Annotated in this window: 10 protein-coding genes and 1 tRNA gene; 7 read left to right on the forward strand and 4 right to left on the reverse strand. The window is 62.9% G+C overall.

What is annotated here, in order from left to right; genetic code table 11:
* The first annotated feature begins 2 nt into the window (after positions 1-2).
* On the forward strand, positions 3-1157 hold the full coding sequence (locus NKI18_RS03430; RefSeq protein ID WP_352616286.1) for a dihydrodipicolinate synthase family protein: 1155 nt from the start codon (positions 3-5) through the stop codon (positions 1155-1157).
* A gap of 161 nt (positions 1158-1318) precedes the next feature.
* Positions 1319-2281 carry a GDP-L-fucose synthase gene (gene fcl / locus NKI18_RS03435; protein WP_352616283.1) on the forward strand — a complete coding sequence of 321 codons (963 nt, stop codon included), beginning with the start codon at positions 1319-1321 and terminating at the stop codon, positions 2279-2281.
* Positions 2282-2347: 66 nt separating this feature from the next.
* Here fcl and NKI18_RS03440 read toward each other — a convergent pair.
* Positions 2348-2422: transfer RNA gene (locus NKI18_RS03440), tRNA-Val, on the reverse strand.
* A gap of 104 nt (positions 2423-2526) precedes the next feature.
* Entirely contained in the window at positions 2527-2889 is a 363-nt protein-coding gene (cpdR, locus tag NKI18_RS03445; protein ID WP_006199474.1) for a cell cycle two-component system response regulator CpdR, read from the reverse strand.
* A gap of 153 nt (positions 2890-3042) precedes the next feature.
* On the opposite strand from cpdR, the gene NKI18_RS03450 reads away from it, so the two are divergent.
* The 3 genes from NKI18_RS03450 to NKI18_RS03460 all read left to right on the forward strand — a co-directional run bounded on the left by NKI18_RS03450 (position 3043) and on the right by NKI18_RS03460 (position 5697).
* Positions 3043-3984, forward strand: a complete 942-nt coding sequence (locus tag NKI18_RS03450; RefSeq protein ID WP_023675377.1) for an N-formylglutamate amidohydrolase — start codon at positions 3043-3045, stop codon at positions 3982-3984.
* A 328-nt stretch (positions 3985-4312) separates the two neighbouring features.
* The gene (hisN, locus tag NKI18_RS03455; RefSeq protein WP_352616278.1) at positions 4313-5086 is read left to right on the forward strand and encodes a histidinol-phosphatase; all 774 of its coding nucleotides are present in this window, start codon (positions 4313-4315) and stop codon (positions 5084-5086) included.
* Positions 5087-5187: 101 nt separating this feature from the next.
* Positions 5188-5697: a DUF1579 domain-containing protein gene (locus tag NKI18_RS03460; protein WP_352616275.1), complete on the forward strand. Its 510-nt coding sequence runs from the start codon at positions 5188-5190 to the stop codon at positions 5695-5697.
* Between the two features lie 20 nt (positions 5698-5717).
* Here NKI18_RS03460 and NKI18_RS03465 read toward each other — a convergent pair whose 3' ends face one another.
* Positions 5718-6689 (reverse strand): alpha/beta fold hydrolase, encoded by a 972-nt coding sequence (locus NKI18_RS03465; protein ID WP_352616272.1) that lies wholly within the window; start codon positions 6687-6689, stop codon positions 5718-5720.
* A gap of 475 nt (positions 6690-7164) precedes the next feature.
* On the opposite strand from NKI18_RS03465, the gene NKI18_RS03470 reads away from it, so the two are divergent.
* Positions 7165-7629, forward strand: coding sequence for an Hsp20 family protein (locus tag NKI18_RS03470; RefSeq protein WP_023675381.1), 465 nt, complete (start codon positions 7165-7167; stop codon positions 7627-7629).
* Positions 7630-7719: 90 nt separating this feature from the next.
* On the opposite strand, the gene NKI18_RS03475 is transcribed toward NKI18_RS03470, so the two are convergent.
* Positions 7720-8772: a threonine aldolase family protein gene (locus tag NKI18_RS03475; protein ID WP_352616269.1), complete on the reverse strand. Its 1053-nt coding sequence runs from the start codon at positions 8770-8772 to the stop codon at positions 7720-7722.
* A 475-nt stretch (positions 8773-9247) separates the two neighbouring features.
* Between NKI18_RS03475 and gltB the strand changes: the two genes are divergently transcribed.
* Positions 9248-13978 (forward strand): glutamate synthase large subunit, encoded by a 4731-nt coding sequence (gene gltB, locus NKI18_RS03480; protein ID WP_352616267.1) that lies wholly within the window; start codon positions 9248-9250, stop codon positions 13976-13978.
* Positions 13979-14118 lie beyond the last annotated feature (140 nt).

The following is a 14118-nucleotide window of genomic DNA, read 5'->3' on the forward strand; positions in this document are numbered from 1 at the left end:
CCATGGACATCACCTTGCCCGGGGAAGGCGCCGGCCGTGTCCGCTACCGGCTTGTCGGCCAGCCGGTGCAGCCTGTGGCCGGCGCTCGCTTCTCGCGCATCGCCTACGCCGCCGCCCATGTCGTTGCCGATCCCCTCGCCATGACCGATCCGTGGTCGAGGCCCGCGGTCGACTGGGACAAGACGATGGCGTTTCGCCATCACCTCTGGCGGCTTGGCTTCCGTGTTGCCGAAGCGATGGACACCTCTCAGCGCGGCATGGGTTTCGACTGGGCGAATGCCAAGGAATTGATCCGCCGCTCGATCGCCGAGGCGCGCAGCGTCGAAGGCGCCGATCTTGCGTCGGGCGCCGGCACCGACCATCTGGCGCCGGGGGGCGCCAGCAGGCTAGACGATGTCATCGCGGCCTATGAAGAACAGCTCGGCTTCATCGAAGGGCTTGGCGGCAAGGCGATCATGATGGCCAGCCGGGCGCTGGCGGCGGTCGCCAAAGGCCCCGACGACTATATCGGCGTCTACGACCGCATCCTGTCCCAGGCCTCCGGCAAGGTCATCCTGCACTGGCTGGGCGACATGTTCGACCCGGCGCTGAAAGGCTACTGGGGCAGCAGCGACTTCGAAACTGCGCTGGAGACGGTGGTCGCGATCATCGAACGCCATGCCGGCAAGGTCGAAGGCATAAAGATATCGCTGCTCGATGCCGGCAAGGAGATTGCGCTCAGGGACCGGCTGCCTGAGGGCGTGCTGATGTTCACCGGCGACGATTTCAATTACCCCGAGCTGATCGCCGGCGACGGCGACAGACATTCGCACGCGCTGCTCGGCATTTTCGATGCGATCGCGCCGGTCGCCAATGCAGCGCTGGCAAAGCTGGCCGACGGCGACCGCGCCGGCTATGACGCGTTGATGGCGCCGACAGTGCCGCTGTCGCGCAAAATCTTCGAGGCGCCGACCGAATATTACAAGGCCGGCATCGTCTTCATGGCATGGCTGAACGGCCACCAGGAGCATTTTTCGATGATCGGCGGCATGCAATCGGCGCGCGGCATCCGTCACTATGCCGATGTCTTTCGCCTTGCCGATCAGGCAGGGTTGCTGGCCGACCCCGAGCTTGCCATTGCCAGAATGACAAGCCTCTGCGCGGTAGCGGGCGTCTGATCGCGAGCGCTACAGCGTCCGATCCAAGGTTGCTTCGGGTGGCTTTGCGATTTGCCTTGTCTGGGCAAATCTGTATGCGGTATGCGTCCGGCAACAGAGAAGCCGATCCGGCGCTCCGCCGGCCAACTGGCATAGCTGCCGTTCTGCATTGGGGTAAGCTGATGACCTTCGACCTTCAGGGCAAGCGCGTTTTCGTGGCCGGACATCGCGGCATGGTCGGCTCGGCCATCCTGCGCCGATTGGCCGACGAGGATTGCGAGGTTATGACCGCCTCGCGCGCCGAGCTCGATCTTCTCGACCAGGCCGGCGTGCGGCGCTGGATGGCCGACCGCAAGCCGGATGCAGTGGTGATGGCGGCGGCCAAGGTTGGCGGTATCCTGGCCAACAACAGGCTTCCGGTCGATTTTCTGCAGGACAATCTCATCATGCAGAACAATGTCATCGACAGCGCCTTCCGCAACGAGGTGCAGAAGCTGCTGTTTCTCGGTTCATCCTGCATCTATCCCAAATTCGCGGCGCAGCCGATCTCCGAGGACGCCTTGCTGACCGGGCCGCTCGAGCCCACCAACGAATGGTATGCGATCGCCAAGATCGCCGGGCTGAAACTGTGCCAGGCCTATCGGCGCCAGTACGGCGTCGACTACATCTCGGCGATGCCGACCAATCTCTACGGTCCGGGCGACAATTTCGACCTCAATTCCAGCCATGTCGTGCCCGCTCTGATGCGCAAGGCGCACGAGGCCAGGCGCGCCGGCCGCAAGAGCCTGGAGGTGTGGGGATCGGGCACGCCGATGCGTGAATTCCTGCATGTCGACGACGCCGCCGACGCGCTGGTCTGGCTGCTGAAGAATTATTCGGGCGACAGCCACATCAATGTCGGCTCGGGAGAAGACATCACCATTGCCGATCTTGCCCGCACCATCGTGTCGGTCGCCGGCGCCGATGCCGCGATAACGTTCGATGCGACGAAGCCGGACGGCACGCCGCGCAAGCTGATGGACGTGTCGCGTCTGTTCGCCACCGGCTGGCGCCCGCGCTACTCGCTGCGCAGCGGATTGGAACAGACCTATGCCTGGTTTCTGGAGCACGTCGAGACCGGCGATCTGCGCCTCGGTGCGGCCTGAGGCCGGTATAGGCCGGGAACGTCAGTCGACGAAAAATACCGACGGCCAATTGAGGGATTATCTGGATGGTGGGCGTGACAGGGATTGAACCTGTGACCCCTGCAATGTCAATGCAGTGCTCTCCCGCTGAGCTACACGCCCATCCGAAGCCGCGCATACACCATTTTTGGTTCGGCACGTCAATAGCGGGAAAAGCGAAAGAATGGCTGGCTTGCCGGGTCGGTCAAGACGCGAGAAAAAACGCGTCAGGCGGCCTGCAGCATCTTTTCGACTTCGTTGACCAGGTCGCGCAGGTGGAACGGCTTCGATAGCACCTTGGCGTCTTTCGGCGCCTTGGAATCAGGGTTGAGCGCGACGGCGGCGAAGCCGGTGATGAACATCACCTTGAGGTCGGGATCGATCTCCGTGGCGCGACGGGCGAGCTCGATGCCATCCATCTCCGGCATGACGATGTCGGTCAAAAGCAGCGAAAAAGGTTCCTCGCGCAGCCGCTCATAGGCACTGGCGCCATTGTCGAAATCGCTGACCTGATAACCGGCGCGCTCCAGCGCCTTGACGAGGAACCGGCGCATGTCGTCGTCGTCTTCCGCCAGCAGAATGCGTGCCATCTTGTCCCGTCCGAATCACCCAACCGACAATGCCGTGCGGCAAGCCCGTTAACCATGCTGTATATGAGGAGGTGACGGTAAACATCAAGTGAACGTTGGCCGCACAATCCTGATTTGGCTGGCGCTTCGGCGGCTGGACATGCGGGCGGCGAGGTGGCACTTTCCTATCATGATGCATTGGTATTCCCGGGTTCGTTCAAATTGAAAACGGCAGCCGAGGATTTTTCGGTCGTTCCTCCCTTCGAAATCCGATCGGGCGCCGAACAGCGCGTTCCCTTCCTCTTCAACTCGCCGCATAGCGGCCGCTACTATCCGGAGCGGTTCATGGCGATGGCCAAGCTGGACCGCAACGCCATCCGCCGCTCCGAGGACTGCTATGTCGAGGAATTGTTCGGCGGCGCCGTCGCGCTCGGGGCGCCGATGCTGGCGGCAAACTTCCCGCGCGCCTATCTCGACGTCAACCGGGAGCCGTGGGAACTCGACCCGCGCATGTTCGCCGAACCGGTGCCGTCATTCTGCAACATCCGCTCGGCGCGGGTGGCCGGCGGGCTCGGCACCGTGCCCAAGCTGGTCGGCGAGGGGCTCGACATCTATTCCGGCCGCTTGCCGCTGGCGGAAGCCGTGGCGCGCATCGAGGCGGTCTACAAGCCCTATCACGAGACGCTGAAACGGCTTTTGACCAGAACCCATGCGCGCTTCGGCTACGCCGTGCTGATTGACTGCCACTCGATGCCGGCAAGCATAAGGGTCGGCGACAGCGGATTGCGGCCGGACTTCATCGTCGGCGACCGCTTTGGCATTTCCGCCGCGGCGGCGTTGACCGAGACGGCGATCGGCCTGCTCACCGGCATGGGCTACAGCGTCGCCCACAACAAGCCCTATGCCGGAGGCTTCATTACCGAGCACTATGGCCGCCCCGTGCGCCATCTGCATGCGCTGCAGATCGAGGTTAATCGCGGGCTCTACATGAATGAGCGGACGTTCCAGAGATCGGCTGGTTTCGACGCCCTGGCCGACGATCTGGCGCGGTTTTCGGCCGAACTGATGGCGATGCCCGATCACAATTTCATGGATCTGCCGCTGGCCGCCGAATAGCCGCGGAATCGCGATACTCGCCGCTCATGCGGCAGCGTAAAAAAAGACCGCATCGTTTGCACGACACGGTCGAAGTCTAGGGAGGAAACGCCCAAGGAGGGCATGGACAGGAACCCCTGTCCGAGAACAAACGTATTGTGCGCTGCACAAATGTCAAGGCGCGTTCCGGCTTTTTTAATTCACTGTGAAGTGGAAATTGCATTTCCATGACGGCGGCGTTGCATTCGAGCAACAGTTGGCACCATGCGAAAGGCTCCGAACGCCTTTGTTTCGGCATAAATCCGTAGGCAAACGGGTATCTCCAAACATGCTGGAGCGGGAGAATCAGTTGGACATCAGCATCGAGTTCATGCGGCGCATTGCGCGTGCCGCCGCAGCCGAGACCTTGCCGCGCTTCCGCAACCAGGGCGCGGTCACCAACAAGGAGCGCGGCAGCTTCGACCCGGTCACCGAGGCCGACCGCGAGGCCGAGCGCGCCATCCGGGCGCTGATATCAGCGCAGTACCCCGATCACGGCATTCTCGGCGAGGAACATGGCGGCGAAAACATCTCCAGCCGGCATGTCTGGGTGATCGATCCGATCGACGGCACGCGCGCCTTCATTTCCGGCCTGCCGGTATGGGGCACGCTGGTCGGACTGACGGTCGACGGCGATGCCGTCGCCGGCATGATGTCGCAGCCCTTCACCGGCGAGCTGTTCTACGCCAATGCCTCCGGCTCGCATTATGAAGGTCCCGGTGGCCCGCGAAGACTCGCGACGCGCAAGACGACGAATCTCGCCGAGGCGACGCTGTTCACCACCACGCCAGCGCTGTTCAAGGGAGACGCGCGCCTGCGCTACGACCTGTTCGAGCAACAGGTCCAGCTCGCCCGCTACGGCACCGACTGCTATGCTTTCGCCATGGTGGCGGCGGGCAGCGTCGATATCGTCGCCGATCCCGGATTGAAGCCCTACGACATCGTCGCGCTGATCCCGATCATCGAGAAGGCGGGCGGCGTTGTCACCACTTTCGAAGGCGGGCCGGCGGAAAAGGGCGGCGACATCCTGGCGGCGGCGACACCAGAGCTGCACGCAGCCGCGATGGCGGCGCTGCGCGGCTGAGATTGGCCATTGCTGCCCAGGCAAGATCGTTGCCATACCTCCTGACAGGATGATGTCAGTTGGCATGCGCTATGAAACGCTGTCAGCCGAGAGGACCATAGATGCCGACGCAGCCAGCAGCCAGCCATTCCGATGCTCCGGCGGACGGGCGGAGCGATTTCGATTTCTTTTTCGGGCGCTGGACCGTCGGCCATCGAAGATTGCAGAAGCGGCTGCAGGGCGACGGCAACTGGGATGTGTTTGGCGGCACGTGCGACGTGCGGCCGATCCTTGGCGGCCTCGGCAATGTCGACGACAATTGGATTGAATTGCCCGGCGGGCCCTATCGCGCCGCCACCTTGCGGACCTTCGACCCGGCGGCGAGGGAATGGTCGATCTGGTGGATCGACGGCCGCAATCCGTCGACCATCGATGTTCCGATGCGCGGCACTTTCGTGGCGGGCGTCGGCACGTTCCTGTGCGAAGACGTCTTCGACGGCCAGCCGATCCAGGTCCGCTTCCTGTGGTCGCGGATCACGGACGGGTCGGCGCGCTGGGAGCAGGCCTTTTCGCCGGACGGCGGCAAGGCATGGGAGACCAACTGGATCATGGATTTCGCCCGCACGAGCTGAAGCCGGACAAGGTATGTGGCTCAGACGTCACCGGTTCCGGGGATGAAGGCATCGAATGCGGCTAGCAACTGCTCGCGATAGAGATCGGCTTCCTGGAGGATCTCATGGCGAGCGCCGTCGATCATCACCAGCGAGCCGACGCGCAGACGTCTCGCATAGGCTTCGACTGCCCTGGTCGAGACGACCTGGTCGGCGCCGGCGGCGATCATCAGCAAGGGAACCTGGATCTTGGCCATGAAATTCGGGTCGCTGACGATTAAGGACGCCTCCGTCGCCGCCTTCAGCCAGCGGATCGTCGGGCCGCCGAGCGCCAGTTGCGGATAGGTTTCGTAGATCAGCGTGTTGCGTCGATAGCGCGCCGGGTCGCTGGTCAGCTTGTTTATGGCGAAGGGCACTGATTCCTTCGGCCGCGGCCCCCATGCAGCATACAGCCGGCCAAGGCCGAGCAGACAGAACAGCGAACAGGTTCGGCGAACGGTTCTTACAGAAACCGGCAGGTCGGGCACGGTGAAGAATGGTGCGATCAGCACCATGCGGCGCACGCGGTTCGCCATTGAGGGCGCGGCGAGCAGCGCGATCACCGCGCCGGCCGAATGGGCCAGTATGTAGTAGGGTCCTCGGCAATCGGGCAGCACGATCTCTTCGAAGAACTGCTCCAGATCGCCGGTATAGTCGAAGAAGCTCCGGACGTAGCCGCGCTGTCGGTCGCCGATCATCCGGTCGGAAGCGCCCTGGCCGCGCCAGTCGAGGGTTGCCACGCCAAAACCCCGGTCGGCAAGGTTGCGAATGGTCTCGAAATACTTCTCGATGCACTCGTTGCGGCCGGTCAGGACGACGACGGTGCCCTTCATCGGACGGCTAACCGCGGCAAACAGACCATAGCGGATCTTCGTGCCGTCGCGCGTGGTGAAGAAGCCGCCGGCCGCGTTTTCCGGCAGCGGATTGCCCGGAGTTTCGTGGAACAGGGGGGGCTGGTGGAAAAGATCGGTCATAGGGTGTTTGGTTGGCGTCGGTGCCGGCGTGGGCGCAAGTCAGGCATAAACGCCCATGCGCCAAAAGCAAAGGAATTCGGCACGCCGGGGAGGTCGACCCAGGCAGCGAACAAGTGAGGCCGGAAGCAGCCTTGGGCGTGCTTCCGGCCCCTGTCGACCCGGGAGGAAGGGACGTTACACCCGGTTCGGCCTCGTCGTGTCGCCTTTTCCGGCGACCTGTTCGTGATCTCGAGAACAGTTTTAGTGCCGCCTGGCTGAACGCTCGCCGAAGCCACGGTTCATCTGCCGTTCATCGGCATCGGCACGTGGGCCGGGACCGGTCCCGTTCGGACGCAGGAAAATCTTGAAATGCCGTCGCCGGCTTCCCAAATTTGTCATGCGGTCGCCAATGTCGGGGCCGCTGGCCCATCCGGAACGCCGTCACGGGTTTCGCACCGGCCATACGCAACCTTGTTGCTCAACAGGAGAACACACCATGCGTCACGTTGATTTTTCCCCGCTCTACCGTTCGACCGTCGGTTTTGACCGGCTGTTCACCATGCTCGATTCGCTTGCGCAGCCGGAAGGCCAGACGTATCCGCCTTACAACATCGAGCGCACGGGCGAGGATGCCTATCGCATCTCGATGGCTGTGGCCGGCTTCTCGGAAGATGAGATTTCGATCGAAGCTCACCGCAATGTGCTGACCGTCAAGGGTGAGCGCAAGGAGGAAGGCAATGGCGAAGGCTCCGAACTGCTCTATCGCGGTATCGCGAGCCGAGCCTTCGAGCGCCGCTTCCAGCTTGCCGATCACGTCGAGGTTGTCGGCGCCGCGCTGAAGAACGGCCTGCTCTTCGTCGACCTCAAGCGCAACATCCCCGAAGAGCTGAAGCCGCGCAAGATCGCGATCACCTCGGCTCCGGCCAAGGCCAAGCAGATCGAGGCCAAGACTGCCGCCTAAGCCAGGCAGCTAAACTCCGGGACGCCAACTTCCCGGGAAGAAAGGGCGGTGCAGCAATGCGCCGCTCTTTTTGCTGGTGGGCAAGGCTTGCTATCCGGCGAGCAGGTAGCCGAAACGGTCGACCTCGTCGGGCGTGGTCGCGAAGCTGGTGACAAAGCGATAGAGCGCTTCGTCTTCGCCAATGTAGCTGTCGTAGCCGAGCGGCCTGTGCCAGTCGTGGAAGGCCGCCCCTGCCGCTTGCATTCTTTCGGCCTCGGCGTTTTTCATGACTGCGAAGACCTCGTTCGCCTGCGGCAGCCAGGCCAGCCGGGCCGAAGGGGAATCTTCTATCGCCGCGGCAAGCCGTGCCGCCATCGCATTGGCGTGCCGTGCTGTGTCGAGCCATAGCCCACCCCTGAAATAAGCATCGAATTGCGCGGCGATGAAGCGCGATTTCGAGAACAGCTGGGCCGCGCGCTTGCGCAAAAAGGCCAATTCCTTGGCTCGCTCGAGGTCGAACAGCACGATCGCCTCGGCGCACCAACAGCCATTCTTGGTGCCGCCAAAGGAGAGGATGTCGACACCGTGCTTCCAGGTCATTTCGGCCGGCGTCGTTTCCAGCGCGACGAGCGCATTGGCAAAGCGGGCCCCATCCATGTGCAGCGGCAGTCCATGCTGCTTTGCGATCGCCGAAATCCTGGCGATTTCGTTCAGCGTGTAGACGGTGCCGACTTCGGTCGACTGGGTGATCGAAACGGCAACCGGCCGCCCGGAATGGACGTTTTCGGGTGCGAAATGGTCCACCGCCCGTTCCAGATTGCCGGCATCGATCTTGCCGAGTGCGCCTTCGATTGTATAAAGCCGCGAGCCACCGGTGAAATATTCCGGTGCGCCGCATTCGTCCTCGATGACGTGCGATTCGCGATGGCAGAAGGAAATGCCGCCTGGCTTGTTATAGGTAGTCAGCGACAGCGAATTGGCAGCGGTGCCGGTGGCGACGAAAAACACCGCGACCTCGCATTCGAAGATTTCATTGAAGCGCTGGTAAACGGCCTTGTCGAGGGCACCGTCGCCATAGGCGGTGGAGAAGCCGTCGGCGTGGGCCGACAGGCCGGCAGCGATACGGGGATGGGCGCCTGCCCAATTGTCGGAAGCGAAAATCATGCGTCTGCCTATGCTGGGGAAATCGATGCGAGCTTGGCCGCTTTCGCATGCCGGCCGCAAGTGGCAGATGCCGAAAATCCGCTAAAGCCAGCGAAACGCATGAGCGTAGATGCAGCGACTGAAGGCTACGCTGACACGGCGTTCCGCGCAATTTTCTGTCGCGAAAGCTTCAAGAATTTTGTGAATCGGTCTTGTGTGCATCCAAAATTTCTGTCATAAAAATTTAGGACAGTAGTACTGTCTTATTTTGTCGCACAAAACTGGCCGCATTGGCATATGATTGCGCCTCTGCGGCATTGCCGCGAGCGACAGCTAGACAGTCTGGCTCCAGCCTGTACGAATACCATATGCGAACGATGCGGAAAGCCGCACGGTCGGCAAGAATTTCGCAAGACGTGCCGCAAGATTGAAAGGGGAGCCACGCGCTTCCCGACGGAAACCAGCGCCCGAAGGGGACGGAACGGAGGACAGGACGATGACGGACATGACGCCATCTGCGACGAAGGCCGCGCAGACGAAAGCGGCAGCCGTCAAAAATCCGTCCGTGACCAATATTGGGCGAACCAGCACCGGCTATGCCGCGCACGGCCTCTATGATCCACGCAACGAGCATGATGCCTGCGGCGTCGGCTTCATCGTCAACATGAAGGGCGTGAAGTCGCATCAGATCGTCGAGGACGGCCTTGCCGTGCTCGAAAACCTGACGCATCGCGGCGCCGTCGGCGCGGATCCGCTGATGGGCGACGGCGCCGGCGTGCTGGTGCAGCTGCCGGACCGCTTCTTCCGCGAGGAGATGGCCAAGCAAGGGGTCGAACTGCCGAAGCCCGGCCATTATGCCGTCGGCCATGTGTTCATGCCGCGCGACCCGGAGCTGCAGGCGCATATCGAAGGCATCATCGCCGAGGTGGCGCAACTCGAGGGCCAGCCGCTGCTCGGCTTTCGCGACGTGCCGGTCGATAATTCATCGCTGTCCAAGGCGCCCGACATCGCCGCTTCCGAGCCGGTGCACCGGCAGGTGTTCCTGGGCCGCGGCGCCGAGATCGAGAACGACGACGATTACGAGCGGCGGCTCTACATCCTGCGCAAGGTCATTTCCGGCCGTATCCACGAGGAGACCAAAGGCGTTGACAACGGCTTCTATGTCGTCTCGATGTCGTCGCGGACCATCGTCTACAAGGGCATGTTCCTGGCCTATCAGGTCGGCGCCTACTACAAGGACCTCACCGACCCGCGTTTCGAGACGGCGCTGATCCTGGTCCACCAGCGCTTCTCGACCAACACGTTCCCGTCGTGGAAGCTGGCGCATCCCTACCGCATGGTCGCCCACAATGGCGAGATCAATACGCTGCGCGGCAACGTCAACTGGATGGCGGCGCGGCAGGCCTCGGTCGATTCCGAACTGTTCGGCAACGACATCTCGAAGCTGTGGCCGATCTCCTATGAAGGGCAGTCCGACACCGCCTGCTTCGACAATGCGCTCGAATTCCTGACGCAGGGCGGCTATTCGCTCGCCCACGCCATGATGATGCTGATCCCGGAAGCCTGGGCCGGCAACAAGCTGATGGGTCAGGACCGCAAGGCCTTCTACGAGTATCACGCAGCCCTGATGGAGCCGTGGGACGGGCCAGCGGCGGTTGCCTTCACCGACGGCCGCCAGATCGGTGCCACACTCGACCGCAACGGGCTGCGGCCGGCGCGCTACATCGTCACCGATGACGACCGCGTCATCATGGCCTCGGAAGCCGGCGTGCTGCCGGTGCCGGAGGAAAGGATCGTCAAGAAGTGGCGGCTGCAGCCCGGCCGCATGCTGCTGATCGACCTGGACAAGGGCCGCATCGTTTCCGACGAGGAGATCAAGTCGGAGATCGCGACCAGGCACCCCTACAAGAGCTGGCTCGCCAACACACAGCTCATCCTCGAGGATCTGAACCCGGTCGAGCCGCGCGCCCTGCGCAGGGATGTCTCACTGCTCGACCGCCAGCAGGCGTTTGGCTACACCCAGGAGGACACCAAGCTGTTGATGTCGCCGATGGCGACCACCGGCCAGGAAGCGGTCGGCTCGATGGGTACCGACACGCCGATTTCGGCAATGTCGGACAGATCAAAGTTGCTCTACACCTATTTCAAGCAGAATTTCGCACAGGTCACCAATCCGCCGATCGACCCGATCCGCGAGGAGCTGGTGATGAGCCTGGTGTCCTTCATCGGGCCGCGGCCCAACATCTTCGATCTTGTCGGCAATTCGCGCCGCAAGCGGCTCGAAGTGCGCCAACCGATCCTGACCAATGGCGATCTGGAGAAGCTGCGCTCCGTCGGCCACACCGAAGACCGTTTCGACACCAAGACGATCGACATCACTTACGGTTCGAATGAAGGCGCGGCCGGCATGCAGGGCGCCATCGACCGGCTATGCGAGCGCGCCGAGGCGGCGGTCGCCGGCGGCTACAACATCATCATCCTGTCGGACCGTCAGCTCGGCCCGGACCGCATCGCCATTCCGGCACTGCTGGCGACTGCGGCCGTGCACCATCATTTGATCCGCAAGGGATTGCGCACGTCGGTTGGGCTCGTCGTGGAATCCGGCGAGCCGCGCGAGGTGCATCATTTCTGCTGTCTCGCCGGCTACGGCGCCGAGGCGATCAACCCCTATCTCGCTTTCGACACGCTGCTCGACATGCACAAGTGTGGCGAATTGCCGGCGGAGGTCGATGCCTACGAGGTCGTCTCCCGCTACATCAAGTCAATTGGCAAGGGTATCCTGAAGGTGATGTCCAAGATGGGCATCTCCACCTACCAGTCCTATTGCGGCGCGCAGATCTTCGACGCCATCGGGCTCAAGTCGGACTTCGTGCAGAAGTACTTCACCGGCACGGCGACGCTGATCGAAGGCGTCGGGCTGGACGAGATCGCCGCCGAAACGGTCAGCCGCCACACCGACGGCTTCGGCAACGACCCGGTGCTGCGCAACAGCCTCGAGGTCGGCGGCGAATACATGTTCCGCATGCGCGGCGAGGCCCATATCTGGTCGCCCGACGCAGTGGCGACCTTGCAGCACGCCGTGCGCCAAGGCTCGTGGGAGACGTTCAAGGACTATTCCGCCCAGATCGACAGCGAGACGGCGCAGGCGCAGACCATTCGCGGCCTGTTCAAGATCAAGCTTGCGCAAGAGACCGGCCGTAAGAAGGTCAAGCTCGACGAGGTGATGCCGGCGGCCGATATCGTCAAGCGCTTCTCGACCGGGGCGATGTCCTTCGGCTCGATCTCAAGGGAAGCGCACACGACACTGGCGCGCGCCATGAACGCCATCGGCGGCAAGTCGAACACCGGCGAGGGCGGCGAAGAGGCCGACCGCTATCTGCCGCTGCCGGGCGGCGGCAAGAATCCCGAACGCTCGGCGATCAAGCAGGTCGCCTCGGGACGCTTTGGCGTCACGGCGGAGTATCTGGTCAATTCCGACATGATGCAGATCAAGGTCGCGCAAGGGGCGAAGCCAGGCGAGGGCGGCCAGCTGCCGGGTCACAAGGTCGATGCGACCATAGCCAAGGTCAGGCACTCGACGCCGGGCGTCGGCCTGATCTCGCCGCCGCCGCATCACGACATCTATTCGATCGAGGATCTGGCGCAGCTCATCTACGACCTGAAGAACGTCAATCCGGCGGCCGACGTATCGGTCAAGCTGGTCTCGGAAGTCGGCGTCGGCACGGTTGCGGCCGGCGTCGCCAAGGCGCGTGCCGACCACATCACCATATCAGGCTATGACGGCGGCACCGGTGCCTCGCCGCTGACCTCGCTCAAGCATGCCGGCAGCCCGTGGGAGATGGGCCTTGCCGAGACGCACCAGACGCTGGTGCTCAACGGCCTCAGGTCGCGCGTCGCGCTGCAGGTCGATGGCGGCCTGCGCACCGGGCGTGACGTCATCATCGGCGCACTGCTCGGCGCCGACGAGTTCGGCTTTTCGACCGCGCCGCTGATCGCGGCCGGCTGCATCATGATGCGCAAGTGCCATCTCAACACCTGCCCCGTCGGCGTCGCGACACAGGACCCGGTGCTGCGCAAGCGCTTCAAGGGCACGCCCGAGCACGTCATCAACTTCTTCTTCTATGTGGCGGAAGAGGTGCGGGCGCTGCTTGCCGAGATGGGCTACACCCATCTCGACCAGATCATCGGCGACACCGACCTTCTGGAAAAGCGCGAGCTGATCCAGCACTGGAAGGCACGCGGGCTCGACTTCAGCAAGATGTTCTACAAGCCCGATGCGCCGCACGAGGCGGTGCACTGGACCGAGCGGCAGAAGCATCCGATCGACGACGTGCTCGACCGCAAGCTGATCGAACTCGCAAAGCCGGCGCTCGAAGCCAGGCAGCCGGTCAGTATCGAACTGCCGATCCGCAACGTCGACCGTTCGACCGGCGCCATGCTGTCGGGCGAGGTGGCAAAGCGCTTCAAGCACAAGGGCCTGCGCGAGGACACGATCTCGGTCAAGCTCACCGGCACGGCCGGCCAGTCCTTTGGCGCCTTCCTGGCGCGCGGTGTCTCGTTCGAACTGGTGGGCGCTGCCAACGACTATGTCGGCAAGGGCCTGTCGGGTGGCCGCATTGTCATCCGCCCGCCGGAGAACACGAAAATCGTTGCTGCCGAGTCCATTATTGTCGGCAATACCGTGCTCTACGGCGCAACCGAGGGCGAGGCCTATTTCTGCGGCGTTGCCGGCGAGCGTTTTGCGGTGCGCAATTCGGGTGTCGCCGCCGTCGTTGAAGGCGTCGGCGACCATGGTTGCGAATACATGACCGGCGGTATCGTCGTCGTCATCGGCCAGACCGGCCGCAACTTCGCCGCCGGCATGTCGGGCGGCGTCGCCTATGTGCTCGACGAGGCGGGTGATTTCGCCGAACGCTGCAACATGGCGATGGTCGAGCTGGAGCCGGTTCCGGAAGAGGACGACCTGATGGAAAAGCTGCTCCACCATGGCGGCGATCTCGACCATAAGGGCCGTGTCGACGTATCCGGCGATATGACCAGCCATGACGAGGAGCGGCTCTACCAGCTGATCTCCAACCACGTCCACTACACCGGCTCGGTACGAGGTCGCGAAATCCTCGACGACTGGGCGACTTTCCGGCCGAAATTCCGGAAGATCATGCCGGTCGAATACCGCCGCGCGCTGATCGAGATGGAGCGGATGCGCATGAACGTGGCGGCGGAATAGATTTGGAAATTGCCGGGAGGCCGTGCGTCCCGGCAACCATCTTCATCAAGAATCCTGACCTCGGACTGAAGGTTGCCACAGCTGCCTTATGAGGTTAACGGGTGCGTCGCCAGGCGTGCCTTCCGGACAGTAGGGACTGG

The organism is Mesorhizobium sp. M0800 (assembly GCF_040320095.1).
Taxonomy (GTDB): Bacteria; Pseudomonadota; Alphaproteobacteria; order Rhizobiales; family Rhizobiaceae; genus Mesorhizobium.